This is a genomic window from Mesorhizobium sp. M5C.F.Cr.IN.023.01.1.1, assembly GCF_003997585.1.
Classification (GTDB): Bacteria; Pseudomonadota; Alphaproteobacteria; order Rhizobiales; family Rhizobiaceae; genus Mesorhizobium; species Mesorhizobium wenxiniae.
In genome coordinates this window covers 1-1,658 of the sequence record NZ_RZSU01000224.1, presented here as the reverse complement: position 1 = coordinate 1,658, position 1,658 = coordinate 1, and the positions used below count along the sequence as shown (strand labels likewise).

Genomic DNA, 1,658 nt, shown 5'->3' with positions numbered 1-1,658 from the left:
CGTCGTAAGGCCGCCGCCCTAATCGCGAGGCAATTGACTGACGAGGATCCGCATCACGGTCACTCGCCTGGGCAGTTCAATGAGAAACTCTTCGTCACGCGGCAGGTGGTGGATCTTGTGCGGGTCGCCGCCGGTGAAGCTCGCCATGGCTTCGACGTTTGGCCAGTACGAGATTGTCACGAACTCTGTTTCTTCTTCGCGATCTTCGCGAAACAATTGCAAGCCAAGTGCCTTCTCCTGAAGCGGCGGAATGCCTTCGCGGCGTAGATAGGGCTCGTAGGCGTCTGCCAGGTCACGGCGTGTCCTTCCCCGCCAGATCCGGGCAATTGTGGCGTTGTCGGTCATGAAGTGCTCCTCTGTGCGGGGGATTAATGCAGGACCTCGCCGAGAAACCGTCGCACAAGCGGCAGGGCGACTTCGAAATGGGTCTCCAGCAGCCAGTGTCCGGCGTCGTTCAGCAAATGCAGCTCGGCCTGGGGGATATCGCGCAGATAGGCGCGCGCTGCCGGCTCAGGCATGTATTCGTCCTTCGGTCCCCAAAGGATCATTGCCGGCGGCCGCTGCTCGCGCAGGTATCCCTGGTAACGAGGGAACCAGTCGAGATTAGCCTTGAGCTTCTCCATCAGTCCGACTGAAAGCGCACGGCGCACAGGCGTATCCATCAGCGGCCAATGCAATTTCCACAGATCGGGCGGCACACGTCGAGCGACATCGCCATTGACTTCGCCTACGAACTCGGCGCGGAAGCCGTCCTCGCTCACCGCCTTTTCGAGCGGCGCGCGGTTCGCTGGTGAAGGATCCCGCCAGAAACGCCGGATCGTTTCGTATTTGGGGCCAAGAGCATCCGCGTAGATGTCGCCATTCTGGATGATGAGGGCCCTGATCCGCGATGGATGCGCTATGGCGTGCCGCAGGCCGATCTGCGAGCCGTAGTCGTGCAGCCACAGCGCGTAGCTGCCGAGCCCCAGCGCGTCGGTGAACCGCTCCAGAAAAGTCGCGTAAGCGTCAAAATCATAACCGAACCGTGCCGCATCGGGGGTTCCACTGTAGCCAAAGCCCGGGAAGTCCGGCGCGACCGTCCGCCACCGATCGGCGAGCGCCGGCATCAGCCGGCGATATTGGAAGGATGAACAGGGATAACCATGCGGAAGCAGCAACACCGGCGCGGCTTCAGGGCCTGCCTCTCTGTAAAAGACCGTGTCGCCGTCGATCGTGCGGGTGCCGTGGCGCACCTCCAGGACGCTCCCGTCGTTCATTGACGCTTCTCTGATTTTTGATCTTCCAGATGTTTACCGTAGCTGGTCTAACGCCTTTACCCCGTATGCGTTCCGGTTGCGCTCGACGCCAATCGATCTGCCTCGTCACCCCGGCAGCAATCCTGCTGGTCGACTTCTTCTATCTGAGGGCCAGATTCTGTGGTACGTAGATGCCGCAATTCCATGCGGGAGACGCGGATGTTCCGCGCTGTCGTGCAAGGGGCGCATGCCGTGTCGGCACGCGCAGATCGTCCAAGACAGATTTGGCGATCGGGGAGGGAATGCTATGCGTGCAATCGCGTTTTTCGCTACCGTGTCCGTTGCGATCTTAGTCACGAGCCAATCTCAGGCACAGGATGCCGCCGCGGGTGAGAAGGTCTTCGCCAAATGCAAGGCCTGCCA

At 60.9% G+C, this 1,658-nt stretch carries 2 protein-coding genes and 1 pseudogene; 1 reads left to right on the top strand and 2 read right to left on the bottom strand.

Going from position 1 to position 1,658, the window contains the following annotated elements; all coding sequences use genetic code 11:
* Window positions 1-18 precede the first annotated feature (18 nt).
* Both EOA78_RS35415 and EOA78_RS35410 read right to left on the bottom strand, forming a co-directional pair.
* Entirely contained in the window at window positions 19-345 is a 327-nt protein-coding gene (locus tag EOA78_RS35415) for a hypothetical protein (RefSeq protein ID WP_127320340.1), read from the bottom strand.
* 23 nt (window positions 346-368) lie between these two features.
* The gene (locus tag EOA78_RS35410; RefSeq protein WP_127320338.1) at window positions 369-1,256 is read right to left on the bottom strand and encodes an alpha/beta hydrolase; all 888 of its coding nucleotides are present in this window, start codon (window positions 1,254-1,256) and stop codon (window positions 369-371) included.
* A gap of 286 nt (window positions 1,257-1,542) precedes the next feature.
* On the opposite strand from EOA78_RS35410, the pseudogene EOA78_RS37650 reads away from it, so the two are divergent.
* Window positions 1,543-1,658 (top strand): annotated as a pseudogene (locus EOA78_RS37650) (cytochrome c family protein); the annotation flags it as partial.

Bases quoted from the DNA above. Each gene is read 5' to 3' on its own strand.
- EOA78_RS35410 (WP_127320338.1), bottom strand. From the start codon at position 1,256: ATGAACGACGGGAGCGTCCTGGAGGTGCGCCACGGCACCCGCACGATC.
- EOA78_RS35415 (WP_127320340.1), bottom strand. From the start codon at position 345: ATGACCGACAACGCCACAATTGCCCGGATCTGGCGGGGAAGGACACGC.